Annotated in this window: 28 protein-coding genes and 1 tRNA gene; 12 read left to right on the top strand and 17 right to left on the bottom strand. The window is 59.6% G+C overall.

What is annotated here, in order from left to right:
- Positions 1–168 precede the first annotated feature (168 nt).
- Positions 169–1,599, top strand: coding sequence for a GGDEF domain-containing protein (locus tag LOC54_RS03435; protein ID WP_279312428.1), 1,431 nt, complete (start codon positions 169–171; stop codon positions 1,597–1,599).
- A gap of 8 nt (positions 1,600–1,607) precedes the next feature.
- Here the strand turns inward: LOC54_RS03435 and argB are convergent, their stop codons facing one another.
- The 6 genes from argB to rpmH form a co-directional block, all read right to left on the bottom strand.
- Positions 1,608–2,537, bottom strand: a complete 930-nt coding sequence (gene argB, locus LOC54_RS03430) for an acetylglutamate kinase (RefSeq protein WP_279312427.1) — start codon at positions 2,535–2,537, stop codon at positions 1,608–1,610.
- Positions 2,530–3,198, bottom strand: a complete 669-nt coding sequence (yihA, locus tag LOC54_RS03425) for a ribosome biogenesis GTP-binding protein YihA/YsxC (protein ID WP_279312426.1) — start codon at positions 3,196–3,198, stop codon at positions 2,530–2,532. The genes argB and yihA overlap by 8 nt, the downstream gene beginning before the upstream one ends.
- Positions 3,195–4,979, bottom strand: coding sequence for a membrane protein insertase YidC (gene yidC, locus LOC54_RS03420; protein WP_279312425.1), 1,785 nt, complete (start codon positions 4,977–4,979; stop codon positions 3,195–3,197). Before yidC ends, yihA begins: the two co-directional genes overlap by 4 nt.
- Positions 4,980–5,000: 21 nt before the next feature.
- Entirely contained in the window at positions 5,001–5,291 is a 291-nt protein-coding gene (gene yidD, locus LOC54_RS03415) for a membrane protein insertion efficiency factor YidD (RefSeq protein ID WP_279312423.1), read from the bottom strand.
- Entirely contained in the window at positions 5,288–5,629 is a 342-nt protein-coding gene (gene rnpA, locus LOC54_RS03410; RefSeq protein WP_279312422.1) for a ribonuclease P protein component, read from the bottom strand. Before rnpA ends, yidD begins: the two co-directional genes overlap by 4 nt.
- Positions 5,630–5,713: 84 nt before the next feature.
- On the bottom strand, positions 5,714–5,848 hold the full coding sequence (gene rpmH, locus LOC54_RS03405) for a 50S ribosomal protein L34 (protein ID WP_279312421.1): 135 nt from the start codon (positions 5,846–5,848) through the stop codon (positions 5,714–5,716).
- 182 nt (positions 5,849–6,030) lie between these two features.
- On the opposite strand from rpmH, the gene LOC54_RS03400 reads away from it, so the two are divergent.
- Positions 6,031–6,228 carry a hypothetical protein gene (locus LOC54_RS03400; protein ID WP_279312420.1) on the top strand — a complete coding sequence of 66 codons (198 nt, stop codon included), beginning with the start codon at positions 6,031–6,033 and terminating at the stop codon, positions 6,226–6,228.
- Here LOC54_RS03400 and LOC54_RS03395 read toward each other — a convergent pair.
- The 4 genes from LOC54_RS03395 to LOC54_RS03380 form a co-directional block, all read right to left on the bottom strand.
- On the bottom strand, positions 6,219–7,118 hold the full coding sequence (locus LOC54_RS03395) for a LysR family transcriptional regulator (protein WP_279312435.1): 900 nt from the start codon (positions 7,116–7,118) through the stop codon (positions 6,219–6,221). The genes LOC54_RS03400 and LOC54_RS03395 overlap by 10 nt on opposite strands.
- A gap of 86 nt (positions 7,119–7,204) precedes the next feature.
- The gene (locus tag LOC54_RS03390) at positions 7,205–8,188 is read right to left on the bottom strand and encodes a hypothetical protein (protein WP_279312419.1); all 984 of its coding nucleotides are present in this window, start codon (positions 8,186–8,188) and stop codon (positions 7,205–7,207) included.
- A 12-nt stretch (positions 8,189–8,200) separates the two neighbouring features.
- On the bottom strand, positions 8,201–9,472 hold the full coding sequence (locus LOC54_RS03385) for an AAA family ATPase (protein WP_279312418.1): 1,272 nt from the start codon (positions 9,470–9,472) through the stop codon (positions 8,201–8,203).
- A complete protein-coding gene (locus LOC54_RS03380) occupies positions 9,469–10,077 on the bottom strand; it encodes a hypothetical protein (RefSeq protein ID WP_279312416.1) in 609 nt (202 codons plus the stop codon). Before LOC54_RS03380 ends, LOC54_RS03385 begins: the two co-directional genes overlap by 4 nt.
- Before the next feature lie 186 nt (positions 10,078–10,263).
- Here LOC54_RS03380 and rimP point away from each other — a divergent pair, with 186 nt between their 5' ends.
- The 5 genes from rimP (at position 10,264) to rbfA (ending at position 16,330) form a co-directional block, all read left to right on the top strand.
- On the top strand, positions 10,264–10,854 hold the full coding sequence (rimP, locus tag LOC54_RS03375; RefSeq protein WP_279312415.1) for a ribosome maturation factor RimP: 591 nt from the start codon (positions 10,264–10,266) through the stop codon (positions 10,852–10,854).
- Positions 10,855–10,915: 61 nt separating this feature from the next.
- Complete coding sequence (nusA, locus tag LOC54_RS03370) at positions 10,916–12,466, top strand: transcription termination factor NusA (RefSeq protein WP_279312414.1); 1,551 nt, start codon at positions 10,916–10,918, stop codon at positions 12,464–12,466.
- The gene (locus LOC54_RS03365; RefSeq protein WP_408740283.1) at positions 12,432–13,184 is read left to right on the top strand and encodes an RNA-binding protein; all 753 of its coding nucleotides are present in this window, start codon (positions 12,432–12,434) and stop codon (positions 13,182–13,184) included. Before nusA ends, LOC54_RS03365 begins: the two co-directional genes overlap by 35 nt.
- Positions 13,185–15,872 (top strand): translation initiation factor IF-2, encoded by a 2,688-nt coding sequence (infB, locus tag LOC54_RS03360; RefSeq protein WP_279312413.1) that lies wholly within the window; start codon positions 13,185–13,187, stop codon positions 15,870–15,872.
- A 29-nt stretch (positions 15,873–15,901) separates the two neighbouring features.
- Complete coding sequence (gene rbfA / locus LOC54_RS03355) at positions 15,902–16,330, top strand: 30S ribosome-binding factor RbfA (RefSeq protein ID WP_279312412.1); 429 nt, start codon at positions 15,902–15,904, stop codon at positions 16,328–16,330.
- A gap of 11 nt (positions 16,331–16,341) precedes the next feature.
- On the opposite strand, the gene LOC54_RS03350 is transcribed toward rbfA, so the two are convergent.
- On the bottom strand, positions 16,342–17,427 hold the full coding sequence (locus LOC54_RS03350; RefSeq protein ID WP_279312411.1) for a glycosyltransferase: 1,086 nt from the start codon (positions 17,425–17,427) through the stop codon (positions 16,342–16,344).
- A 204-nt stretch (positions 17,428–17,631) separates the two neighbouring features.
- On the opposite strand from LOC54_RS03350, the gene LOC54_RS03345 reads away from it, so the two are divergent.
- Together LOC54_RS03345 and LOC54_RS03340 are read left to right on the top strand one after the other, a co-directional pair.
- Positions 17,632–17,829 (top strand): hypothetical protein, encoded by a 198-nt coding sequence (locus tag LOC54_RS03345; protein WP_279312410.1) that lies wholly within the window; start codon positions 17,632–17,634, stop codon positions 17,827–17,829.
- Between the two features lie 109 nt (positions 17,830–17,938).
- Positions 17,939–19,186 carry an FAD-binding oxidoreductase gene (locus LOC54_RS03340; RefSeq protein WP_279312409.1) on the top strand — a complete coding sequence of 416 codons (1,248 nt, stop codon included), beginning with the start codon at positions 17,939–17,941 and terminating at the stop codon, positions 19,184–19,186.
- Between the two features lie 4 nt (positions 19,187–19,190).
- On the opposite strand, the gene xdhC is transcribed toward LOC54_RS03340, so the two are convergent.
- The 5 genes from xdhC to LOC54_RS03315 all read right to left on the bottom strand — a co-directional run bounded on the left by xdhC (position 19,191) and on the right by LOC54_RS03315 (position 22,455).
- Positions 19,191–20,021: a xanthine dehydrogenase accessory protein XdhC gene (gene xdhC / locus LOC54_RS03335; protein ID WP_279312408.1), complete on the bottom strand. Its 831-nt coding sequence runs from the start codon at positions 20,019–20,021 to the stop codon at positions 19,191–19,193.
- A 3-nt stretch (positions 20,022–20,024) separates the two neighbouring features.
- Positions 20,025–20,408, bottom strand: coding sequence for an oxalurate catabolism protein HpxZ (gene hpxZ, locus LOC54_RS03330; RefSeq protein ID WP_279312433.1), 384 nt, complete (start codon positions 20,406–20,408; stop codon positions 20,025–20,027).
- Between the two features lie 96 nt (positions 20,409–20,504).
- Positions 20,505–21,125: a D-sedoheptulose 7-phosphate isomerase gene (locus LOC54_RS03325; RefSeq protein ID WP_279312407.1), complete on the bottom strand. Its 621-nt coding sequence runs from the start codon at positions 21,123–21,125 to the stop codon at positions 20,505–20,507.
- Between the two features lie 70 nt (positions 21,126–21,195).
- Complete coding sequence (locus LOC54_RS03320; protein ID WP_279312406.1) at positions 21,196–22,128, bottom strand: glycosyltransferase family 2 protein; 933 nt, start codon at positions 22,126–22,128, stop codon at positions 21,196–21,198.
- Between the two features lie 6 nt (positions 22,129–22,134).
- Positions 22,135–22,455: a YggT family protein gene (locus LOC54_RS03315; RefSeq protein ID WP_279312405.1), complete on the bottom strand. Its 321-nt coding sequence runs from the start codon at positions 22,453–22,455 to the stop codon at positions 22,135–22,137.
- 145 nt (positions 22,456–22,600) lie between these two features.
- Here LOC54_RS03315 and LOC54_RS03310 point away from each other — a divergent pair.
- Positions 22,601–22,676: transfer RNA gene (locus LOC54_RS03310), tRNA-Ala, on the top strand.
- A gap of 163 nt (positions 22,677–22,839) precedes the next feature.
- Here the strand turns inward: LOC54_RS03310 and LOC54_RS03305 are convergent.
- On the bottom strand, positions 22,840–23,148 hold the full coding sequence (locus LOC54_RS03305; RefSeq protein WP_279312404.1) for a DUF2312 domain-containing protein: 309 nt from the start codon (positions 23,146–23,148) through the stop codon (positions 22,840–22,842).
- Between the two features lie 258 nt (positions 23,149–23,406).
- On the opposite strand from LOC54_RS03305, the gene zwf reads away from it, so the two are divergent.
- Entirely contained in the window at positions 23,407–24,882 is a 1,476-nt protein-coding gene (gene zwf, locus LOC54_RS03300) for a glucose-6-phosphate dehydrogenase (RefSeq protein ID WP_279312403.1), read from the top strand.
- Positions 24,879–25,361 (top strand): hypothetical protein, encoded by a 483-nt coding sequence (locus LOC54_RS03295; protein WP_279312402.1) that lies wholly within the window; start codon positions 24,879–24,881, stop codon positions 25,359–25,361. Before zwf ends, LOC54_RS03295 begins: the two co-directional genes overlap by 4 nt.
- Positions 25,362–25,373: the final 12 nt, after the last annotated feature.

Here is a 25,373-nt window from a genome sequence, read left to right as displayed (position 1 = left end):
GCAGAAGATACGGCTGAGACCGGTCAAACGGGATGAAGCTGCTCATCTCACCACCTTACAACATCACCACTTCACAGTGTGCCCCAACCCGACAGGCTGTTAGAGAGTTTATTAACTCGGCGGAAACAGACTGCACACACACTTCTCCACGGTATGACGAAAAATCAGATGCCCCTACCCACACTTGAAGCTCCCCTGGCTGAAATCAGGAAGGAGAGCGATGTCCTCGAATCCCTCCTCGCCAGCAGGCAGAGGTGGCGGGAACTGGCCGAACTTGCTGCTGATCTTATTTTCGAGACAGACGCAGAGGGCCGCTTCACGCTGTTTGTCTGCAAGGGGGCGACCGGTCTGTCCGAGCGGGACATGGCGGGCGTTCCCGCTGCCGGGCTGCTGCTGCGTCAGGGAGATTCCGCTGCCGGAAATCCCTTCTCCAGTCGGCTGCCGGTCAAGGGGGCCAGAATATGGCTCAGAAAACCGGATGGTTCAGGCGTCAGTCTGCTGTTCTACACCGTTCCCCTGCTTGCCAGCGGCAATGGATTTGCAGGCGTCCGTGGGCTGGGGCTCAATATTCCTGAAAGTGCGGCGACAGGGCAGAGTCTCTCTTCCCGCTCCATACCCACGGGCATCATTCATCGTGTCACGGCCTGCCTGCGCAGTCGTCCGCTTGCGGGGCTGGGCATTCCGGCGGCTTTCGAGGCTATTACAGAAGTTCTTGGCGCAAAGGGCGGACTGCTGCTCTCTCCGCCGGAGCTGTCAGCAAAAATGCCGGATAATGCCCTTCCCGGACCACAGGACGGCATGTCCGTTCTGCACCGGCATCCCGGCAATGCCATGGACACGGAAGCACTCATCGGCGGAGAACTGCGCCAGCTTCAGGAAAGCGGAAAGATCATTACACCGCAGGCCATCGTCCGTAATGGTCGTGACGTAATTATATGTTCCGGAACCGTGCGATACGCCGCCCCGATCCTTCTGGCGCTCTGGCGTGATAAAAGCGGTGCCTGGATGCAGGATGATGCGAACCTGGCGGATGCCTGCCTTGCGTCCATCGCCTCCGCCATCGAGATGGAACGCCTGCACCATACAATGATCCGTAATGCCCAGTTTGATCCGCTCACCGGGCTGCTCAACCGGCGTGGCTTTACGTTTGAGGTCGGGCGGCGACTGCCACGCCTCGACCGCGAACGCCTTTCAGGTACGGTGCTTCTTGTCGACCTTGATCGCTTCTCCGAAGTAAACGCGAAATACGGGCTCGATATCGGAGACAGGACGCTCCAGAAGGTTGCATCCGAATTTCGTGATGCCATCAGACCGACCGATCTGATCGGGCGTCTTGGCGGTGATATTTTCGGGTTATGGCTCGATGGCGCCGACGCATTCGTCGCGGCGGAGCGGGCCGAGGCATTCTGCCAGACCGGTACGCCGCTTCCCATCGAAGAGCCCTACCGCCTGACATTCTCCGTTGGTCTCGCAAGCCGGAGCTGGGATACGTCCGAGACGTCCGAATCCCTGATCGAACGTGCGGGACTTGCCCTGCGGAGTGTCAAGCTTGCCGGAGGCGCGCGCTGGCACGCCTCCCAGGAAGACTCTGCTGTCTGAATCTCAAGTCAGGAAGCGTAGTCGCTTCCTGATTCACTGCGGATCATCGTGCCGGAGCCGCGTGTGGTAAACAGTTCCAGCAGACAGGCATGCGGCACCCGGCCATCCACGATCACAGCAGCCCGCGCACCGGCACGGACGGCTTCCAAGCACGTTTCCACCTTCGGAATCATACCACCTGAAATCGTCCCTTCCTCAATCAGACGACGCGCTTCCGAGGCCGTCAGCTCGGAAATGAGCTTTCCGTCCCGATCAAGCACGCCCGGGACATCTGTCAGCATCAGAAGACGTGTCGCATGCACAGCTCCGGCAATCACGCCAGCGGCCGTATCCGCGTTGATGTTATACGTCTCTCCGTCATCACCTGTGGCGATCGGCGCGACAACCGGAATCAGTCCAGAACAGGACAATGCATAAAGCACCTGCGGATCGACCCGATGCGGCTCTCCGACGAAGCCGAGATCGGAGACTGTCTCTTCCTTTGTCTCCGGATGTATTGTCTTTCGCAGGAGCTTCCGCGCACGGATCATACCTCCGTCCTTGCCGGAGATGCCAACCGCCAGAGCACCGGCCCGGTTGATCAGGCTTGCGACGGATTTATTGACGTTCCCGCACAGGACCATCTCGATGACATCGATCATCTTCTCATCGGTCACGCGCAGGCCATCAACGAAGGTGGATTTCAGCCCGAGTCTGTCCAGCATCTGATTAATCTGCGGACCGCCACCATGAACCACCACGGGGTTGATACCGACCAGTTTCAGCAAGGCGATATCCTTGCCGAACGTATGCGCCAGATTGCCATCACCCATGGCATGACCGCCGAATTTCACGACGATCGTATCACCGGCATATCGGCGGAGATAGGGCAGTGCACTGGCGAGAGTCGCGGCCTGCTGAACCGCCTCACTCTCCTGGACGTGTTTCTTCTCAGTCATGCGTCGGACTCTCCGGGGGTTCAGCCAGCAGGGTCAGTTCAGCCCGGAGCATCGGAATGCCCTCCCCTGTCTCGCTGCTTGTCGGGAAGATATGCGGATGGGCTGCGGGGTGTTTTGCGGCCTCCGCTTTTATTTCCTTCTGCTTTGCGACCAGCCCGGACGGACTGACGGCATCGCATTTCGTCAGGACGATCTGGAACCCGACGGCTGCCGTATCAAGCAGTTCCATGATCTCGATATCGTTCTTTTTCAGCTCAATCCTGGCATCCAGAAGCAGCATTACCCGCCGGAGCGTCGGACGCCCCCGCAAATAATCGAACATCATGTCCTGCCAGTCTTCCTTGACGGATTTTGCAGCCTTCGCAAATCCGTAGCCAGGCATGTCCACAAGAAGCATCTGCTGCTTCAGATTAAAAAAATTGAGCTGTTTCGTCCGGCCCGGCTCTGAGGAAGCACGGGCCAGTGTCTTACGACCGGTCAGTGCATTAACGAGGCTCGATTTTCCGACGTTGGAACGGCCGGCAAACGCCACCTCCGGCAGATCCGCAGGCGGAAGCTGCCCGAGCTTCTGTGCTCCGAAGATGAAATCACAGGCCCCGGCAAAAAGCAGCCGCCCGTTTTCGATATCCTTTTCGGAAAATTCAGGCTGATCAGCTTTCATTTCTTTTTCGTGATCTGTGGATTTTTCACGGTTTTCTCACGTGCCGTGCCGGAGATGACACCCGGACCGGTCGCAACGGCCTTATGCGTTCTCTGGATCATCAGCTGCTGCGCGATCGTGAGCACGTTATTCCAGCAGTAATAGATCACAAGACCGACCGGCTGCCGCGCCATGAAGAACGTAAACATGACCGGCATCATCATGAAAATACGCTGCTGAGCCGGATCAAGGACAGCCGGGCTGGCCTTCTGCATCCCGTACATCGTCAGGCCGTACAGGATCGGCCAGATTCCAAGCAGAAGAAAGCCTGAAAGATGGGTGGGATCAAACGGCAGCAGTCCGAAGAGATTGAAGATATTGGTCGGGTCCGGAGCCGAAAGATCCCTGATCCATCCGAAGAACGGAGCCTGACGCATCTCGATCGTGACGTAGAGATCCTTATACAGACACCAGAAGACAGGGGCCTGGATGAGCAGCGGCAGACAGCCGCTGGCGGGGTTGGCGCCTGATTCACGGTAAAGCTGCATGACCGCCATATTCATGGCCACCGGATCGTCTTTGTGACGGGCGCGGATATCCTGAATTTTCGGCTGCAGGTCGCGCATGGCCGCAGCTGAGCGGAAGCTCTTCATGGCCAGCGGGAAAAACAGGATTTTCACGATCAGGGTAAAGGTCAGCAGGGCAAGACCGAAATTCCCCAGATGCGTGTAGAGCCAGTCAAGAACGTAGAACACCGGGCGGGTCAGGAAGGCCAGCCACCCAAAATCGACGGCCTTCCAGAAATCCGGGATATGAAGATCGGACTGATACCGCTCCAGCAGACGGACTTCTTTCGCACCCGCAAAGACATGCATGGTGCTGGCCGCACTGTCTCCTGCCCCGATCGTCAGCGGAGCCTGCCCGACGAAACCGACACGGTACTGGGTGCTGGCCGCATCATAGCCATAGGTGCCGGTAACGGCCTCTGCCTGGTCCGGAACGACGGCCATCAGCCAGTATTTATCGGTGATCCCGGCCCATCCCCCGGTACCCTGTTTGCTCCAGGAAATATCCGCAGGCGCCACGGAGCCTTCACGAAGGGATTTATAGGACTCCTCGGTCATACGGCCGTTGACCACGGAGATCGGCCCCTCATGCACCAGCATGCCGCCGGTTTCCTCGGGAGTATAACCGCGCAGGACATGGGAATAGGGCGTGAGCTGAACCGCAGATCCGGTCGTGTTCCGGACGTTCTGCTCGATGGTGAACATGTAGTCATCATCGACGGCCAGACGAATCGTGAAGAGCAGCCCCGCTCCGTTGTCCCAGGAGAGCGTCACCGGGTGAGCGGAAGTCAGCTTGTCGGAATCGGCTTTCCACAGCGTGTGCCGGTCCGGAACCTTTACGGAGGACTCTGCCGGAATCCAGCCGAACTCAACAAAGTCGGGACGCGGCTTCCCCGGTGTCTCAAGCACCCGGACAAGCGGGCTGTCGGACTTTACCGTCTGGCGATACTGCTTCAGCACCAGATCATCCAGCAGGGCACCGCGCAAACGCACGGAGCCCATGACATCCTTCGCATCCACGGCAAGCCGCAGCTCCGGACCGGTCTCGTCAGGTGCCGTTTCAGGTGTGGCCGGTTTTGCCTGGGTCTGGATATGACTGTCCGCGGGCACTGTCTGTCCTGCCTGCACCGTTCCGTGCACCGGCGGCGGAGGTGGGTTCTTGGGCATGAAATAATCAAACCCGAGAAGAACGAGCGCCGACACCACGGTCGCCAGAATCAAACGCCTTGTATCCATATCCGGACCAGCCGACCTTTCTCAGTGTTTCAGGTTGCAGGGCCGATCCGACCCGTGTTCCGCACAGGGACGCTCTCCCGGCACCGGATCATACCCGCCTGCGTGCCACGGGTTGCACCGCAATATCCGCCAGAAGGCAAGCCCTGAACCGCGAAAAGCGCCGTGAACACGGATTGCCTCAAGCCCGTAGCGGCTGCAGGAAGGATAAAACCGGCAGTTCGTGCCCATCCAGGGACTGAGCCAGCGTTGCCAGAACCGGATTCCCGACATCAGCAGGCGGGCTGTCAGACTGTCGGCAGAATTCCGGGTCATGAGCCGCGTGCTTTTTTCAGGGCGTAGCGGATATCATCCGTCAGGGAGACAAAGGGGCGTCTGCGGGTTGCGTCGCGTCCGATCAGCACAAGATCGAGTCCGGACAGATCCGTTTCCTGGCTGACAACTCCCAGAGCAGCACGCAGGCGCCGACGTGTCCGGTTCCGGACAACCGCATTGCCCACTTTTTTTGTGACGGTAAATCCGGCACGGGCCGGTTCCGGGTCTGCCCGGTCGAGAACCTGCAGGACGAGTCCTCTGACGGGAGCCTTACGTCCGCAGGAAGCAACAGTCAGAAACTGCACCCTCTTTTTCAGTTTTTCCGGAACTCCGGTCATCAGCACCACGCTTCCCGGCCGGACAGATGCTCACAACAGGAACACCTTCCCCCGCCGGTATGGACGCCGGCGGGATGCCTGTCATCAGGCAGAAAGACGCTTACGACCCTTCGAACGGCGATTCGCAATGATCTTACGGCCGCCGACAGTTGCCATACGAGCGCGAAACCCGTGACGGCGCTTGCGGACCAGCTTGGACGGTTGATACGTGCGCTTCACAGTGGCACTCCTCACAAACAACAAAAACCAGATGACCACCCTGAGTCAGCGCGATGCGCGCCCGTGCAGTCAGAACGCGGCCATATAAAACGAGGTCCGGCCTGCGTCAATGTCAGAGTGCCGTGTCGTCCCCTGCACGGGAAACATATCGCCCCCTCTCATCGAAAGGACGGGAGCAAAGAATGACTGAAAAGACACCGGATCAGGCGTTTCGTCACGACCTACGCGGACTGCTCTCACCTGCTATGCTGGCAGCGGATCAGCTTTCCCTGAACCCTGACCCGCAGATCAGGAAGCTCAGCGGGCAGATACTCGACTCGCTGGATCGTGCGCTGGCCCTGCTCAAAGCCGGGCTAGGCAACGAGAAACGTCAGGACTGACCGAGGATGGAGGTTGATATCTCGATCAGAAAATCGAGAACTGTCCGCGTTCTCAGCGGCAGAGTTCTTGGTCCGGTATGTACCGCATAAAGAGGCATGGAGGGGATATCCCAGCCGTCAAAAAGCCGGATCAGTCTGCCTGCCTCCACATCTTTCCTGACCTGAAAGGAAGAGAGAATACCTGCACCGACTCCGGACTCGATGGCACTCATGGCCGCTTCGGAAGAGTTGGCCCTGAATACGGCTCTGGGCGCGACGATGCTTTCCTCTTCCTCTCTGAGAAAATGCCAGTCGTGACGCCCGCCACCATAGGTGAACACGACACAATGAGCCTCCGCGAGATCTCTCGGATGAGCAAGCTCCGCAGTCTGCTGTTTCAGAAACTCCGGTGACGCCACCAGCCAGCGATGCACGTCGCCCAGCTTGCGGGCGATCAGTGATCCTTCCGCGATCTCCCCGACACGGATGGCCAGATCAAGCCCCTCCTCGACGAGATCCCCGAAGCCGTCACGCATGACGAGTTCGACGGAAAGGCCCGGGTGCCTGACGAGCAGCTCCCCGAGGCGGGTCGTGAGATAAAGGCCAAAGGCCGTGGTCACCCCGAGGCGCACGAGTCCCGAAACGGAAGCCCGCCGTCTCCCCAGCACGGTTTCGGCCGTTTCCAGGGTTTCCAGAACCTCATAGGCGTGCGGCAGCAGGCTGCGGCCGTCCTCCGTCATCATGAGGCTGCGCGTCGTCCGCGCGAACAGCGTGGTGCCGTAATGCGCCTCAAGAAGCGCGATATGGCGGGAGATGGTCGGCTGACTCATCCCGGTTTCGCGGGAAACAGCCGAAAACGAGCCCGTCGCAGCGACGCGGACAAAACTATGCAGTGCAGCAAGAAGATCCATGATATCCGCCGGAAACAGCCAGAAGCACGCAAAACGTGGCGCAGCGCTCATTCATACGCAATACTGCGAAAACAGGCATCAGCCATTCATAAACGTGAGAGCCCTTTGGCAGACGGATCCTGGCTGACGGCATCAGGAATACCTGACGGACTGAGTTTTCCCTCAAATCCGTTGCGCAGCACCCCGGCCCAGCCATCCATCCAGCGTTTCATCTCCTCGATAAACCGGCCAGCCAGAGGAGAGGCTCCGGCAGCCTGTTTTTCCCAATCCGCAGGAGGTGTATTCAGCTTGCTGCTGCCGGGAGGAGCCGGGCTGACAGCCGTACTCACGGCTTCAAAATTCACGCCGCCGTCCTCAGCTTTCACGACGCGGGCCCAGTAGCCTTCAACAAGCAGGGGCGGAAGCTGAAAGCCCATGGTGCGCAGACGCTCATAGGCAAGAGAGATATCCGGGGCGTTACTGATTTTGCCACCGTTGAGAAAGACAGGGCCGCTGCTCAGACATTCAAAGACACCACCTTTTTCCGCCGTAATCCGGTTTGAATAGTTCCGGTCGTCGTGACAGAGGCGGGTAATCTCCTCGGTTATGGAGTCCGCCACACTCTGGCTGCTGGCCCGCACGACGATCACGCCTGTCACGACACCACGCTCGCTCCTCACGAGGACATTACTGATGATCTCGCCATTCGCACCGTCCTGCATAGCCAGAACCGGATGCCATATACCCGCAGGCAGAGGGAGCTGACGTCCCGCGAAGGGAAAGACGCCTTTCAGTTCTGCATCGATCGGAGGAACCCCGATTTTTAAATTATTCGCCCCCCTCTGCCCCTGAGGCTGCTGCTGAGGAGCAGGCCCTGAAGGCTGCTCTGCCTGCATCCCGTCCTGCTGATTCCGGGACGAGCCGAAGGTCAGAAGGCGCCCGACGGGGTCCGTCACCCGGTGCAGGGGCGGTATCAGCCTGAGAAGCCAGGGAGCCGGCCAGATCAGGGAAAATCCGCAGAACAGCACGGAGCTGTACAGGCAGAAGCGCCACAGAGGAGCCCGATGACGAAGGCGGGAGAAAGCTGACATAAATGTCCCGGATCAGGAAGGAAGCCAGGGGCGTCCGGCAGCGCGATCGTCCTGAAGGGTTTTCGCGATTACGGTATCCCCTTCCTTAACGACGGATACCATTTTCGCGCCCTGCTCACGCGCCTGGATCAGCGACTCGCTGATCATGTCCTCAATCGACCGGACCAGATCACGGGCAGAGGCTGCATCACCGATCCGGCTCTGTCGCCGCATGACATCAAGCAGGAGAGCAGGATCGATTCCGCCGGTCTCGACCTTCAGACCGTAGCTTTCGATCATCGTCTCGATCTCAAGTGCGGATACACGGGCGATGTCGAGTCCTCTGAGGGCACGGAAGATGAATATCCTGTCTATCCTGTTGAGAACTTCCGGCGCGAATCCGGATTTGCGCAGCGCCTCAACCGATTCCGCACGCATACGATCGGGATCTTCCGACAGGCGATCCGAAATTTCCGTCAGTTCTTCCGTCGCGATATTGGAGGTCAGGACGAAAATCGCACGCGTCGTGGAAATGAGCTGCCCCGTTGAGGCTTCCGTCACATGTCCGTCATTCCAGGCCGTGAGGAATTTCTTGAATACGTCCGGATGCGCCTTCTCGATTTCATCCAGAAGGACGATGGCATCCGGCTGCTCCTTCAGACCGCCTGTCAGTTTCCCGAATGTATCAGAGCCGACATAGCCTTTCGGTGATCCGAAAAGCTGCGTAGCCGCATGGGGAGAGCTGAACTGCGTCATATCGAAATGCAGCAGCGGACGCTGAAGCTGCTTTGCCATCTGCTTGGCGAGATAGGTCTTGCCCGTGCCCGGAGGACCGGCAAGCAGAAAGACCCCTACGGGACGTCCGCGGACCTGCAACGCGAGGCGACGACGCAGCTGCTGCGCCACATCCTCGCAGACCTGATCCTGACCGATCACGCGCGCGCGCAGACTGGCTGCAAGCTCTTCCGCATCAAGCGTCGTCTCACGCTGCTCGCGGGCCATAAGCTCCTCAAGCTGGGCTCGGTTGGTGAGCCGTGAAAGAACATCCATCATCCACCCCCGTCTGCTGAGAAGCCCTCTGCGCGACAGCCGTTCCGCGCGTGTCTCATAGAGCAGTCCTGCGACCATAAAGAAAAGTGCCGTCAGCATCAGTAGCGGCCAGAGCGGCGCGCACCACTGCATGAAATGCGTGATTCCGGCAAATGAGAGATGCAGCGCGACGGCCGCCTGAAGTGCGGCGAGCACCAGAAAGACCGCCATCATCACCGGCATATACCGGTTAAGAAGCGGGATAAGCGCCTTCATTGAGCCACCACATCCAGAATGAGATACTGATCATCGTGTATCACAGGCAGGATCACAGGCCCCATAACCGTCAGCGCGCCCGGCTGCACCCCGCCCTCTCCCGGGGCGGAAAGGGGAGTGATCCTCACCTCCCCGCTGAACAGAATCGGCAGGATAATGTCCTGAGGGCGAGGACTGAGATGCACGACCTTCGTCATGATCCCCGACCTGACCGATACCACGCCTCCCTGCCCTCCCGCATCGAAAACCGGCATGTGAACAAGACGGTATTCCCTGCGCTTTATCCCGGCCAGGATACGCTCCTGATCGGCCGGTGAATACCCGGCCTTTCTCAGAGCCTGAGGAGCGTTTTCAGGTGCGATCAGGGCAAGACCCACGACCGGCACGCCGGTGCGGTTGCCATCCGTCTCCTGCACCGCCTGCGAAGGCGCGGGATTGCCTGTCGGATCGGACTGCCGCCCTCCCCCGGACTGGCCTGCCGTAAACCATGCAGCTCCGCCCGTAACCAGCATCACACCCGCAGCCGCCATCAGCAGCCTCATACCCGGGCGTCCCGACTGGGGTTCCGGCTGTTCCTGAAGCTGTGGTTCCGGAGGTGGTATCATGCTGCTTATGTTGCGCTGCGGGGATGTTCGCCCGCAAGAGGTCTGATTGTAAATTCCGTGCAACATTACAACACCGGATGTATCACTGCAGGCCTTGCAAAGTCCGCGGCTCTACCTTAGATAGAGCGCAACATTACATCTTCCGCTTTTTTCGGGGGGTGGCCTGAAGAGGCCGCCTTTTTTATTTTGGACGACAGTTCCTCAGCACATACCGGCCTTGATGGCCGGGTCAGAGATATCGTGGAGCCGGTGCTTGCGGATCTCGGTTTTGATCTGGTGCGCGTCTCGGTCCTTGGTCGCGAGACGCCGACAGTGCAGATCATGGCCGACCGGCTGGACGGCAACCTGATCAACATCTCGGATTGCGAGCAGATCAGCCACGCCGTCGGGGCCGTGCTGGATGTTGAGGATCCGATTCCCGGAAACTGGACCCTTGAGGTTTCTTCCGCCGGAATTGATCGCCCCCTGACGCGTCCGAAGGACTGGGAACGCTTTGCGGGGCACCTCGCAAAGGCTGAGGTTCTTATTCCTGTTGATGGCCGCAAGCGTTTTTCGGGCATCGTTCTCGGTGCCACGGAAGACAGCGGGCGGCTTCGACTTGATGATGGAACGGAGGCCGTCCTGCCGTTCCGGGATCTTAAAAAAGCACGTCTGGTCCTGACGGATGCACTGATTGAAGCTACGGCTCATCTTCACCCGCCATCCGGAGAGGAAGACTCCGGCGACGGAGAGGATGATCAAGAAACCTCGTCTGCGCAGTCGCGCCGGCGTCACTGAAACTGTCCGTCCGGATGCCGCGGCCGTATGAGCCCGGACATCCCCGTGGAGAGCCTGTCGTATGGATACTTCCGTTTCCCGCCCTGAACTGCTCCTGGTTGCCGATGCGGTCGCCCGTGAGAAGATGATCGACCGTGAGGAAGTTCTGGAAGCCATGGAGCAGGCGATCCAGAAGGCCGGTCGCGCCAAATACGGGCATGAGAAAGACATCCGCGCGACGATCGATCGCAAGACGGGCGAGGTTCGTCTGTCCCGCTGGACGGAGGCGGTTGAGGCGATCGAGAACGAAGATACTCAGATTCCTCTGAACATTGCCCGGAAATTTCAGCCCGGAATTCAGGCCGGAGAATATCTGATCGATCCCCTGCCCCCGATTGATTTCGGGCGTATCGCAGCGCAGACAGCCAAGCAGGTGATTGTCCAGCGCGTGCGCGAATACGAGCGCAAGCGTCAGTATGATGAGTTCAAGGATCGCGTGGGCGAGATCGTCAACGGCACGGTTAAGCGCACGGAATACGGCAACCTCATGGTGGAGATCGGATCCGCCGAGGCCCTCCTGCGTCGTGACGAGCTGATCCCGCGCGAGACATTCCGTAACTCTGACCGCGTCCGCGCCTATATCTACGACGTGCGCGACGAGACCCGCGGGCCTCAGATTTTCCTCTCCCGCACGCATCCTGCCTTTCTGGCGAAGCTGTTCGCACAGGAAGTTCCGGAGATTTATGACGGGATTATCGAGATCAAGGCCGTTGCACGTGATCCAGGATCCCGTGCAAAAATGGCCGTTATCTCCCGCGATGCGTCCATTGATCCCGTCGGCGCGTGCGTCGGTATGCGCGGTTCGCGCGTGCAGGCTGTTGTCGCAGAGCTGCAGGGCGAAAAGATCGATATCATCCCCTGGAGCCCGCAGGCGGCAACATTTGTCGTCAATGCGCTGGCCCCAGCTGAAGTGTCCAAGGTTGTCATGGATGAGGAAGCCGGACGGGTTGAGGTCGTGGTGCCTGATGACCAGCTCAGTCTCGCTATCGGGCGCCGTGGCCAGAACGTGCGTCTGGCCAGCCAGCTGACCCGCTGGGATATCGATATCCTGACCGAGGCCGAGGAATCGGAACGCCGTCAGGAAGAGTTCCGTCGCCGCTCCTCCCTCTTCACTGAGGCGCTTGATGTCGACGATGTGATTGCCGGGCTGCTGGTGACGGAAGGCTTCCATACGATTGAGGAGCTTGCCTATGCCGAGGCAGACGAGCTGATCGGAATTGAAGGGTTTGACGACTCGGTTGTCGGAGAACTGGTCCGTCGTGCGGAAGATTATCTGCGCCGCCGTGAGGAAGGTCTGGACGAGAAGAGAAAAGAGCTGGGTGTGTCCGATGACATCTCGGGGCTGAACGCCTTCTCCGGACAGATGCTTGTTACGCTGGGAGAGAAGGGTGTCCGCACCCTCGACGATCTGGCGGATCTGGCTGGCGATGAGCTGGTGGAGCTTCTCGGCTCCGAAGCCATTGACGAGGAAACGGCCAACGAGATCATCATGGCTGCCCGCGCTCACTGGTTTGACGGTGAAGAGGGCGGCACTGAAGGTGGGGAGACCTCTCCTGAACACCATACACCATGATCCGGCGGTTCTGAAGACCGCCGACCAGGCTGCAGACAACGCTTCTCTTTCCGCGACACAGGAATCGCCGCAGGGTGATTTCTGTGATATGGATGAGGAAGAGAAAGGGCCTTTCCGCCGCTGCATCGTCACACGCGAGCGTGCTCCCGCAGTCGGGATGCTGCGTTTTGCGGTGTCTCCCGATCGCATTCTTACTCCCGATCTGGGCAGCAGGCTGCCCGGACGGGGTTTGTGGTTGAGTGCACGGCGGGATGTGCTAGAAACCGCGCAGATGCGAGGGGTTTTTTCACGGGCCGCACGCGGTGCCGTGACTGTCCCACCCGATCTTTGCGGGATCATCGAGGCCGGATTGCTCCGACGTATGACGGATACGCTGGGTCTTGCTCGCAGAGCCGGTCAGACGGTGTGCGGGTTTACCAAAGTCCGTGAGCGGGTCACGACCGGCCAGGCCGCACTTATCGTGCAGGCCGTTGACGGAAGCCCGGAAGAGCGCGCCAGACTTCTTTCGGGAGCCGGACATTTGCCGGTTGTCGCCTTTCTGGCGGCCGCCGGAATGGGACACGTATTCGGGCGCGAACGCGTGGTTCATGCAGCCTTGCAGGCAGGAGGGCTCGCCCTGCGCCTGCAGCAGGATAACGAACGTTTTGAGGGAGTGGCCGGAAGGTACGCTTCCGGCACGCCGGATCAGTCCGGCGAGAAGGGTAAGACAGGCAGATAGATGAGCGAAGGCAAGGATCAGGATCAGGGTAAAGGACGTCTGTCGCTGCGGCCGGCAGGTCGTTCGGACGTCGGACGTACGGTTGACGCCGGGTCCGTGCGCCAGAGCTTCAGTCATGGCCGATCGAAAGTCGTCCAGGTTGAGGTCCGTAAAAAGCGCGCTGCCGCACCGGTGCCGCAGAAGGCCGGGGCTCCCTCAGGCCGTGGTCAGGGTGGTCGTTCGGGTGGCGGACGGGCACTGACGGCGTCCGAAATCGCTCTCCGTCAGCGCGTTCTTGAAGAACAGCGCAAGGCCGAAGAGGAAGCGGTCCGGCGCGAGGCTGAGCGTGTGGAGCAGGAGAAGATTCAGATTCTCTCTGCTGCCGAGGAAGCACGCCGCCAGGAAGAGGAAGAGCGTCGCTTCGCTGAGGAAGCTGAACTGCGCGCCCGTGAGGAGGCGGAGACCGTGAGGGAGGAGGAGTCTCCCTCTCCCGCCGCTGAATCCCCCGAACCCAGGGGGCCGGTCGTGTCTGCCACTCCCATCCCCGGTGAGGTTACGCTTGCTCCGCCGATGGAGCGTCTGCGCCCCCTCGCGGAACGGGCTATCATGCCGGAGAAGCCGCTCCAGGTGCGTCCGCGTCCGGAGCAGACTCCTGCAGCGTCCGAGAGCGCAACTCTCAGGCTTCGCTCGGGCCGCGCCCCGGGTGAGGATTCCACTGATGACCGGCGTGGAGGAGGTGGCGGCCGTAAGGGTATGCCCGTTCCTGCACGCAAGTCCCCGAGCGGTGCGCGCAAGGACAGCGGCTCCAGCCGCCGGTCCGGGCGGATCGACGTTCAGGCTGCGATTGAAGGTGATGACGACAAGACGCGTTCACTCGCTTCCGTTCGTCGCCAGCGTGAGCGTGAACGCCGTCAGGCCGAGCTTGAGCGTCTGCGTGCCGATCAGGTCCGCGTCGTCCGCGACGTGGTACTACCTGAAACCATTACGGTTCAGGAACTCGCCAACCGTATGGCTGCCCGTCAGGGTGAGGTGATCAAGGCGCTCATGAAAATGGGCGTGATGGCTACCGTCACTCAGACGATTGATGCCGACACGGCAGAGCTGGTTGTCGAGGAATTCGGCCATCGTGTCCGCCGTGTTGCTGACAGCGACGTCGAGATCGGTATCGAGGGTCTGGAAGATACGGCAGAGGACATGCAGCCGCGTGCTCCGGTCGTGACCGTGATGGGACATGTCGATCACGGCAAGACCTCCCTGCTCGACGCGCTCCGCACGACGGATGTGGCGGGTGGCGAGGCCGGTGGCATCACGCAGCATATCGGTGCCTATCAGGTGACCCTGAAATCCGGTGCGAAGATCACCTTCATCGATACACCGGGCCATGAGGCATTCACGGCCATGCGTGCCCGTGGTGCATCAGTGACGGATATCGTGGTTCTGGTCGTTGCGGCGGATGATGGTATCATGCCGCAGACGATTGAGGCCATAAAGCACGCCAAGGCTGCGGATGTGCCGATCATCGTTGCGATCAACAAGATCGATAAGCCGGGTGCGAATCCGGACCGGGTGCGCCAGGATCTGCTGAGCCACGAGCTGGTCGTTGAATCGATGGGTGGTGACATTCAGGATATTGAGGTTTCGGCTCTGAAGAGAACCGGTCTCGACAAGCTTGAGGAAGCCATTCTGCTGCAGGCTGAGATCCTTGATCTGAAGGCTAATCCCGAGCGTGCGGCAGAGGGTGCCGTGATCGAGGGACGTCTGGATCGCGGACGTGGTTCCGTTTCCACGGTGCTGGTCCAGAAAGGTACGCTCCGCAAGGGTGATATCGTGGTTGCCGGTGCCGAGTGGGGGCGTGTCCGTGCCCTGGTGGACGACAAAGGCCGCAATGTGAACGAGGCACTGCCGTCTGCTCCGGTTGAGATTCTCGGTATTGCCGGTGTGCCGGATGCCGGATCGTCCTTCGTCGTCGTGGAGAACGAAAACCGCGCACGTGAGATTTCCGAATTCCGTCAGAGGAAGATCAAGGAAACCCGCGCAGCCGGTCAGACTGCGGCACGTGGCACGCTGGACCAGATGCTGGCCCGTATCCAGGCCGGTGAGCAGAAGCAGGTTGCCGTTCTGATCAAGGCTGACGTACAGGGCTCTGCTGAGGCGATCCGGACCACAGTTGAGAAGCTGGCTCACGAGGAAGTCGCTGTCCGTGTGCTCAATGCCTCGGTCGGGCAGATCACCGAGAGTGATATCCAGCTTGCGAAGGCTTCTGATGGCATCATCATCGCCTTTAACGTCCGTGCGACTTCTCAGGCGCGCGAGATGGCACAGCGCGAGGGCGTGGATATCCGCTACTACTCCATCATCTATCAGGTAGCGGATGACGTGGAGCAGCTGGTCAAGGGCAAGGTCGCGCCCAAGCATCGCGAGAAGTTCCTTGGCTATGCAGAAATCCGTCAGGTCTTCAACATCACCAAGGTGGGCAAGGTCGCGGGCTGTTATGTCACGGAAGGCGTGGTCAAGCGCGGCTGTGGCGTGCGTCTGCTGCGTGAGGGCGTGGTCATCCATGAGGGCGATCTCAGCCAGCTCAAGCGCTTCAAGGATGATGTGAAGGAAGTGGCCCGCGGCTATGAATGCGGCCTCTCCTTTGCAGGCTATAACGACCTGCGTGAAGGCGATCAGGTCGAGTGCTACGAAATGGAGCTTATTCCCGCATGAGTGGAAAACCTTCGCAAAAAAGGTCCGCCATGAGGGGGCCGGCGGGGAAACTCGCCGGCCTTTCCGCATCAGGTCCGTCACAGAGACAGCTGAGGGTCGCTGAGGAAATCAGGCGTGTTCTGGCTGAGATTTTCGCACGTAACAGCTTCCGTGATCCGAATCTGGCACGGGAGAATCTGACGGTTACCGAGGTCCGTATTTCTCCGGATCTGAAGCACGCGACATCCTTTATCGCGCGGCTCGGCCATTCCGATATCGAGCAGGTACTTCCTGCCCTGCGCCGGGTGTCTCCCTGGCTTCGCAGTCAGCTTGCCCATACGCTGCGCCTGCGTGCGGCACCCGAACTGCATTTTGTGCCCGATACGTCTCTGGATTACGCCATGGAAGTTGACGCTCTGCTCCGGCGCCCGGAAGTGCTGCGTGATCTTGATGAAGATCCGGACGAAACCGAATCCTGAAGTCCCTGCCCTCAGTTCGGGCGTGACTGCTCCAGTCTGCACACGAGACGCAATCCCTGCTCCCGAAAAGCGTCTTGGCTGAAACGCTCATAAACGAAATTCCGGTTTCTCCGGCCTGTTTCATAAAGTCGTTCCGGCGCCTTTAAAGCCTCAGCCAGGGCTTCTGCCAGATCGCGGGGGGAAGCAGCAGGAGACAGCCAGCCCCCTTTGCTGTCTTTTAATGATCGTCCCATCTCCCCGACCTCGGTCCCCACAAGAGGGAGACCGGCTTGCATGGCTTCGTGCGCGGCCACGCAGAACCCTTCCCAGCGTGACGACTGCACATAAAGATGCTGCCGGGCCAGAAAGCCCGGAGGGTCAGTATCAAAACCCGGCATGCTTATGTGTTTCACCGCTGCCTTGCTGATCTGCTGTTCCAGAACATGGCGCAAAGGTCCCTCCCCTGCGATCACCATTTCCCAGGGTGGAAGATCCGAACGCTGTTCCAGAAGCGAAAGCGCTGCGATCAGATCCCTGTATCCCTTAGCTTCAGTCAGACGACCGACGGAACCGATCCGTACCGTCTCTCCGATCTGCCATTGCCGTGCGGAGGGGGCATCAGTGCGAGCCTGAAAAATCGGCCAGATCTCAAACCTGTCAGCAGGTATTTTCAAGGCAGCCTGCGTCTTTTCCCGGACGAACTGAGAGTCCGCAATCCAGAAGGCAGACAGATGCCGGGATGCCCTGAGGAGCATGCGGTTCGCCGGTTTCAGCCATGCCGAATGCTGCCAGCTGGCTACGGGCAGCCTCAGACGTCGTCCGGCCTGCTGGCCCAGCAAGGTTGCGCGTGACAGCGAAGTCCAGAGGTGGGTTGCTTCCCAGTCCCGTAACGCGCGTTCAAGCCAGCGCCACGCCCCTATATGATCATGCAGACCGGCCTCGCAGGTGAAAACTTCCAGCCCTGCGGCCTTTATCGGCGCTTCGGCCCGACCATCTTTCCGTGCGAGGGCAAAAACAGCGACTTCATGCCCGGCATCACGAAATATCCCGGTGACGGCCGGAACGGGAAACTGCGCTCCGCCACCCTCCAGAGAATTGATGACATACGCAATCCGCATCGTCGTTTCTTTGTGCTCCTGCCGGTTTCATACGGCGATCCGGTCTCAAGCTTACCCCGTCAGGCCGGGACAGATACAGGCATATCCGACGCGTATGCCTCAGGAAGCACATATCCCGGGGTTGAATGCTGCAAAATAGCCACAAAATCCTTTTTTCAGGACATAATCTATTTTTAGAACCCGAAAAGGAGGGCAGGCTATCAGATGACATGCGATGCGCCTCGTGCTGCAGCGGAACTTATCCGTCTTTTCGGAGAAGAGGCGCGCATGATTGCGTCCCGCCGTGTGGCTCTGTTTCTGCGCCACAATCAGATGGAAGAGATGCTCTGCTGGGTTGAGATCAGTGCATGGGTCGCTGAATATCTCAGAAATGACATCAGAGGCGATGAAAAATCCCACTGAAAGCCGCCATTTGCCACTTTGTTTTTATATCGGAATTATTTTCTTTTTCTGTAATCTGATGTAGACGAAATCCGGTAAATTTAAAAATCCTTCAGAGGGATGGCTGGTTTTGAGCAAAAGCGTTCTTGTCCTCGGCGGAGGTATGATCGGCACGACGGCTGCCTGGTATCTGCGCCGGTACGGGTTTGATGTCACTCTGATCGAACGCGGCGAAATCGGTGGCGAGACATCTTACGGCAATGTCGGACTGATCCAGACCGAGGCGGCAGAGCCCTATGCCTTTCCGCATGATCTGCGGACGCTGGCGCGGGTCATTACAGGCGTGGCGAATGAGGCACGCTGGTCCGTCCGGGATCTTCCCGCGGTCGCATGGCCGCTTGCCCGGTACTGGTACAACAGTTTCCCCGGCCGTTATGCCCGGATCTCCCGCTCTTTTGAGGCCATGATCCGTCATTCGACGGAAGAGCATGAAAAACTTCTGAGTGAAAACGGCGGCTCGAATCTGATTGCCCAGGAGGGCTGGAAACAGATTCTGCGCTCGGAACGGGGAATGGATCAGGCTCTCGCCAGGGCGCGACGTGTATCCTCCCTTTATGGCATTCCGTTCCGTGCCCTTGATCCTGCCGGTCTGGCGCGAGAGGAGCCGGAACTGAAGCAGAAACTTGCGGGCGCCATCTGGTGGACATCCCCCTGGAGCGCATCTTCTCCGGGGCAGCTGGTGCAGCTTTATGCCCGCCTCTTCACCCAGGCCGGAGGGACGATCGTAAAAGGTGATGCCCGCAGTCTGAGCCGGACAGCTTCCGGCTGGTCCGTCAGGACGGAAAACGGTCTTGCGGAAGCACGTCACGCCGTTCTGGCACTCGGCCCGTGGACTGACGATGTGGCGGGATCGCTGGGCTATCGTTTCCCCTTCTTTGTCAAACGTGGCTATCACCGGCATTTTTCCTGGTCGGGCACGATCAGGACGCCGATGATCGATACGGAGAACGGCGTCGCCATGGCATCCATGCAGCAGGGTCTGCGAATCGCAACTGGTGCCGAGTTTGCGCTGCGTGACAGCCCTTCGGACGAGACGCAGATCCGTAACAGCGAAAAGCTGGCCCGCCAGCTTCTGGATTTCGGAACGGCCGTGGAGCAGACTCCCTGGAGGGGTGCACGCCCCTGCCTGCCCGATATGCTGCCGGTGATCGGGCCTGCCCCGAAACATGATGGTCTGTGGTTCAGCTTCGGACACGGCCACCAGGGTTTCACCCTGGGACCGGCCTCGGGGCGGCTGCTGGCGGAACAGATGAGCGGAGAAACACCGTTCATTGATCCCTCACCGTATTTCGCCTCGCGGTTCAGAGGCGCGCTCTGATCGTTCAGGCCGGAGGAATGAGAAGCCGCTCCACGATTTCGGCAGCGACCAGAGCGGCAATCACCTCCGGTCTCTTATCTCTCACGCCACGATCCCCCACCGGGCAGATCAGAGGCGATATCTGTGCCTCCGACAGCCCGAGCATCCTGAACGACTCCTCAAAACGCCGACGTTTGGTGCGCGAGCCGATCAGCCCGATATAGCGATACCGACCGCTTTCCAGCGCATAAGATACGATACGGGCGTCCAGTGCGTGACTGTGTGTCATCACAAGCACACCGGCCGGAGCTGCATCCGATGTGCCTGACAGGATATTTTCCCAGTCCTGCGTCATCCTCAGATCGGCCCCGCCCCAGGCCTCGTCTCCGAATTCACCCGGGCGGCTGTCGCACCAGATCAGCGAAAGTGGAAGTGGAAGAAGTGCCCTTGCCACCGCCCGCCCGACATGCCCTGCCCCGAAGAGAAAAAGCTGTGGTCTTGCCGTCAGTCTTCCGGCCTCCATACGCTCGGCCTCAATCAGCATCTGCGGTGTCAGACGTTCCAGGCAGACCGTCATGACCCCGCCGCAGCACTGACCGGTCTGCGGGCTGAGTACGAACTCCCGGTTCAGGGTCTTCCCATCGTCATGATCCAGCATAATGCGCGCCAGCCGGATACAGTCATGTTCGGGATATCCGCCGCCTATGGTCCCTGCCGTAAGGGCCGGAGTAACCAGCATATAGGCGCCAGCTTCTCTTGGCGTTGAGCCGCGCACATGTGTGATTTTTATCCGGATGACCGGCTCTGCGGTCTCACGCCAGGTCCTGAGGACCAGAGACAGCGCGCCCCCGGGCATGTCTCAGGAGATGTCCGCAATCAGGGAGACGTGGGCTGACAGAATCTTCCAGCCCTCTCCCGTGCGTATCCAGACCTGGCTCTGCCGCCCGATCCGGGTGCCTCCCTCCCGCAGGAACTCAAGGCTGACGGATGCCGCATCCTGCCCGATTGTCGTAATGACCCTCCGCAGCACCTTGCGTGGCGGAGATCCGCCGGTCCGACTTCTGCGGAACGCAGCGATCTCTTCCGCGCCGTAGAGGTTTTCTCCGACGCCATACCGGACCGTTTCCGGAGCACCGCAGAACATAGCATCCAGAGCCGCGATATCATTATCGCCCAGAACCTGCTCATAACGGTCGGACATGGCCGTGACTTCCGCAAGAATGACAGGATCGTTCAGAGTCATCATGCGTTCTCTCCCCGGGCATCTCTCATCTCTTTTCCCGATACATCCCGCACGACGCAACCGCAACGTTCCGGATGCGATCAGATCAGACGAGCCTCAGGCTTTCGGACACAGAGCCCGTTCCGCAAGGGCACAGACAATATGCGCCGCAATAATATGTACCTGCTGGATAATCGCGGTTTTGTCTGAAGGTGCCGCAACCGTGATATCGCAGTCGTACTGCATTCCCCTGGTTCCGGTAAAGGCAGCACAGACCAGTCCGGCTTCCCGCGCGGCCTCAAGAGCACGGATCACGTTCGGGGAGCGGCCGGAGGTGCTGATTCCGAGAAAAACATCGCCAGGCCTTCCAAGCGCCTGAACCTGACGCGAGAAAACATGGTCGAAGCCATAGTCATTCCCGATCGCCGTCAGGGCAGAACTGTCTGTCGTCAGCGCAATCGCGGCCAGCGGTCTGCGGTCATACATCAGCCTGGCCGTGAACTCACCCGCAATATGCTGAGCGTCCGCCGCACTGCCACCGTTCCCGGCAACCAGCAGCCGGCCGCCAGACTGCAGAGACCGGATAATGGCCGCAGCCAGATCGAACATCGCCTGGCGGGCCGTTTCATCCTCCCTGAATGCTACAACCGCCTCTGCTGAATGATTCAGAAAATCCGTCACGAAATGACGGTCTTCCTGCAGAAAGGACGAGGATCTGAAAATCGTCTGACTGTTCATACTACCCTCCGGAAAACCAGAAGCCGCATCCTGCTACAGGTCATGCAATTATTCGTTAAGGCCACACCGGTCAGGCTCCGGGAGCGGAGTAACTCAGATATGCCAGACGTTTTATCTCCATACGTCCGCGGGCCACACTGTCCAGCAGAAGACCGCAGGCTTGGGAGAGAGCCGCCAGCGTGATGAGAGAGGCGGAGAGCACGGCCGTCGGCAGACGGGGAACAAGACCGGTCTCCATGAATTCAATGACCACCGGAAGGCCGAGCACAAGCGCGATCATCGCGAGAAGAGCCGCTGCACAGGAGAAAAACAGCAGGGGCCGTTCCTGCTTCACCAGGCTGATGATCGTGCGGAGAATCCGAAAGCCGTCGTGCCAGGTCCGCAGCTTGGAGACAGAGCCTTCCGGCCGCTCGACATAGACTGTCGCAATCTCCGCAACCGGCATGCACAGGCCCAGCGCATGAACGGTCAGCTCGGTCTCAATCTCAAAGCCCGAAGACAGGGCCGGAAAGGACTTTACGAAACGACGGGAAAAAACCCGGTAACCGGACAGCATATCCGCGAGACGATTGCCGAAAATCGTCATCACCAGCCCCGTCAGAACACGATTGCCAAGGCGATGCCCGGGCCGGTAGGCCGCCTGCCTGTCCGTCACGCGTGCACCGTTGACCATATCGAGCTGACCGTCTCTCGCCGCCGCGATCAGTGCGGGTGCCGCAGCCGCCTCATAGGTCGCGTCTCCGTCCACCAGAACATAGTAATCCGCCTCGATATCGGCGAACATCCTGCGGACAACGTGTCCCTTCCCCTGAAGCGGTTCGGTGCGGACAACAGCCCCCCCGGCCCGTGCAACCTCACAGGTCCGGTCCGTCGAGTTGTTGTCATAGACATAGATAACCGCCGAGGGCAGCGCGGCCCTGAAATCCCTTATGACCTGTGGGACAGCGGCCTCCTCATTATGGCAGGGAACTAGGACGGCAATTCTGTCAGCTCCGGCAGGCATGTCACCTCACATCGTTAGCGGAGCCATACTGCCGCTGATCAGGGACAGCCACAGAGCACGCAGACCAGGAATCACGAGATACTGGATGGCCAGCATCACAACGAGCGGCGACAGGTCAAGATTGCCGAACGCCGGCAGCACCGAACGCACCGGCTGCAGGACCGGTTCCGTGATCCGTGCGAGAAATTCCCCGATCTGCCAGACGATACGGTTACGCCCGTCCAGAACGCCGAACCCGTACAGCATACTGAAGATGCAGTACAGCAGGAGGATGAACTGATAGATCCCGGCAAGGCGGATCAGCAGACCGAATACCAGAGTAATCAAGGCGAATTCATTCCTCCGGCTCGGGAAAGATCTTTACGCAGACACACTCTGCTCCCGTAATCCCCGCACCCTATCCACCGGCCGGGTTTTACACAATACGCCTTGACACTCAGGGGCAAGCGGCTATGTATCGCTGACATAAGGCGGGGCTGTAGCTCAGATGGGAGAGCGCCTCGTTCGCAATGAGGAGGTCAGGGGTTCGATTCCCCTCAGCTCCACCACGCCTTGTTCTCGAAAAAATCCGCGCGGCTCATCCTCGGTCCTTATCCGGCCGGACCAAGGGCCCGTATCCGCGCCCGCACCACGCGGAAGAGATTTTCGTATCTCCTGACCCGAATGCCGGACATCCCCCGCCCCGGCCTGAACGCCGGAGCGGGACCGCCATCACATTCCGATCGCCCGGCGGTAGATATCCAGAAGCGTTTCCTGCTCCTCGATCTCCGAAGGATCTTTCTTTCTCAGCCTGAGAAGCTGCTTGATGGTGGGGACATCAAAACCTGCTGATTTGCTCTCGCTGAAAATATCCTTGATATCGTCTCCGAGCGCCTTTCTCTCCTCTTCAAGACGCTCAATGCGCTCAATGATGCTCATCAGCCGGTCAGCAGCGATTCCGCCGACATTCGACTCAGGGTCGGCAGCCTGACGGGCACGGCTTGATGCGGCCTCATCAATATCGAACGGGGTGTCAGACATGGCGTTCCTCAGCAGTTGGAGCAGGCAGGGGCGATCTGGTTGCCTTACGGCGCGAGCCGCACTTACACTCCGGCAACGGAAACGGCGATTCCCTTCCGGCGCCGGATCCCCCTCCCCTGAAAGGGGCTGGTTATCCCTCGCCGGGCTGACCTGGTCAATCCATCTGCACCGCTTCCTGGCCGGCCAGGGGGCAGTATGTTTTCAGACTGCCCGCGTCAGGTCCGCCCCGCGCAGGCTTTTTCATTCGGAGACGAGTCCATGCCTGCAATTCCCATGAAAGATCCGTTTGACTACATCATCGTCGGCGCGACGGGCGATCTGACGATGCGCAAGCTTCTTCCGGCTTTCTATCAGCGCTTCAGAGCCGGACAGATCCCTCAAGGCACATGCATCATCGGTGTGGCCCGTACGACATCGACCACGGAAGAGTACAGAAACCGCGCAAAGGAAGCACTGGTCGAGTTCCTGCCTGCGGAATCGCAGGACGATAAGGCGATCTCCGATTTTCTGAAATTTCTGGAATACATCCCTCTCGACGCCGCCGACCAGGAGGACGCCCACTGGCCGGAACTGTGCGGTCTGCTGAAGAATGAGGATCGCGTCCGGGTATTCTACCTCGCCACGGCCCCGTCAGTTTACACCGGCGCGGCGGCAGGATTTGCCGAACATGACCTGATCACGCCAAAGAGCCGGATCGTGCTGGAAAAGCCGATCGGAACCGATCTGAAATCCGCAGAGGCGATCAACGAGGGCGTCGGGCAGTATTTCCCGGAAACCGCGATTTTCCGTATCGATCACTACCTGGGCAAGGAAACGGTCCAGAATATTCTGGCCCTCCGCTTCGCCAATCCGATGATCGAACGATCCTGGAACAGCTCCACTATCTCACACGTCCAGATCACGGCAGCCGAGACGGTCGGCGTCGGTTCACGCGGCTCCTACTACGACACCTCCGGTGCCCTGCGTGACATGGTGCAGAATCACCTGCTTCAGGTTCTGGCCGTCGTTGCCATGGAGCCCCCCGTCACCTTCTCCGCATCGGATCTGCGTAACGAGAAGCTCAAGATGCTGCGGGCCCTGCGGCCGATGACGGAAGAGGATGTGGTCCGCGATACTGTCAGGGCGCAGTACGTGGCCGGAAAAATCGGGGATAAATCCGTTCCGGGCTATCTTGAGGATCTCGGCTCTGACACCAGTTCGACCGAGACATTCCTGACGCTCCGCACGGAAATCCGCACGCCACGCTGGGCAGGCGTCCCGTTCTATCTCCGCACCGGCAAGCGCCTGCCGCGGAAGACGAGCGAGATCGTCATCCAGTTCCGCCCTCAACCCTGGCCGATCTTCAGCGAGGCACCGCCTGCGGGTCGTCTGGTCATCCGCGTGCAGCCTGATGAGGGTATGTCCTTCGTCTTCTCCGCAAAAAATCCCGACAAGGCAGATTTCTCCCTGCGCGAGGCCTCCCTCGACGTCTCCTTCTCAAGTGAGTTCCACACGCGGTATCCCGATTCCTACGAGCACCTCCTGCTCGATACGGTGCGCGGGGATCAGGTGATGTTCATCCGCCGCGATGAGGTCGTGGCCTCATGGAACTGGATCGAACCCATCCTGTCAGCATGGGAGGGTGACAAAAGACCCATGGAGACCTATGCAGCCGGAACATGGGGGCCGGAATCATCAGCGCAGCTTCTGGCCCGTGACGGTTTCGTATGGAATGAGGAACAGCCCGAGATATGAACACCAGCCCGCCAGACAGTTCCGGTAAACCGGCCAGTACTCCGATCCGGAAAGGACTGTTTGGCAGGGGACAGCCACGCAGCCTGAAGCAGCATCTGGCCCGGAGGCTGATGATCGTCCTGCCTCTGGTGGTGCTGTCCCTCATCCTGGCAAAAACAGGGGTTCTCGACAGGATGGCAGATCGTTACACTTTCAAACCGGTATCGTGGTTCGACGATTCTGCCCTGGTCCGCCACCTGCGCGTGGTCGTGACCGGGAACGGGATGACCTCAGCCCGGCCGGATTGTCTGCTGTTTGTCGTGGATGGGAACTCCCCCGTGAATGCAACGAAGATCGAGGTGATGGAAAAACACTCGGGCACCTGTCCGAACCCGGATAACTCCCTGCCGAGACTCTTTACGCTCCAGGTCAACCGTCCGGCTCAGAGTGTGCTGACGGATCAGGGAACGCCGGGCTCATTCCATCCCCTGCCCCGCTGAGGATCATGAGTT

The organism is Acetobacter sp. AN02, assembly GCF_029759835.1.
Classification (GTDB): domain Bacteria; phylum Pseudomonadota; class Alphaproteobacteria; order Acetobacterales; family Acetobacteraceae; genus Acetobacter.
Note: the sequence above shows the minus strand (reverse complement) of the source record. Positions and strands in the feature narration are given on the sequence as shown.